1 protein-coding gene is annotated in these 599 nt (G+C 41.9%); it reads left to right on the forward strand.

Annotation, left to right across the window (positions count from 1 at the left end; all coding sequences use genetic code 11):
• Positions 1 to 174: 174 nt before the first annotated feature.
• On the forward strand, positions 175 to 599 hold a 425-nt coding region (locus R7E78_RS28370; protein ID WP_318058912.1), incomplete at its 3' end, for a M16 family metallopeptidase.

Below are 599 nucleotides of genomic sequence, written 5' to 3' on the forward strand. Positions count from 1 at the left end.
CGGTTTGTTTTATGTATTTGTAAAGTAAGGATTTGTCGCGTTTTGTAAATGATAATTGATTTCATTAAATGGTGATATAGATCACATTTGAGCGGTAAATAATCCATTAAAAATGTGAAGGTCATGGAACGAGGATTATATTGATCGGCTTAATCATAGTTATGGGCAATAGTTATGCGCAGTATATTGTTAGTCCCCGCGTTATTGTTGTCAGGGTGTGCTCTGATACAACAATCCACGCCGATTCAGCCTGATGCCAACTGGCACGTTAATCAGCTATCCAATGGAATGAAATACCACATCTATCCAACTCAAGACCAAGAAGTTTCGGTTCGTTTGGTGATGCACATTGGTTCGTTCCAAGAAGAAGCCAATCAAAAAGGCTACGCTCACTTCGTTGAGCACATGGCATTTAATGGCAGCACACACTTTACCGGCAACGACGTTGTTAAGCTTTTTGAGCAATCTGGCGGCAGTTTTGGCGCAGATATCAACGCGTTTACCACCTATCAGCAAACCTCCTATAAGCTTGACTTGGCCAATAACGATAAGCTTGAAGATGCCCTGACTTGGATGCGAGACATTGGCGACGGTTTAGA

This window comes from Vibrio sp. YT-19(2023), from assembly GCF_033337395.1.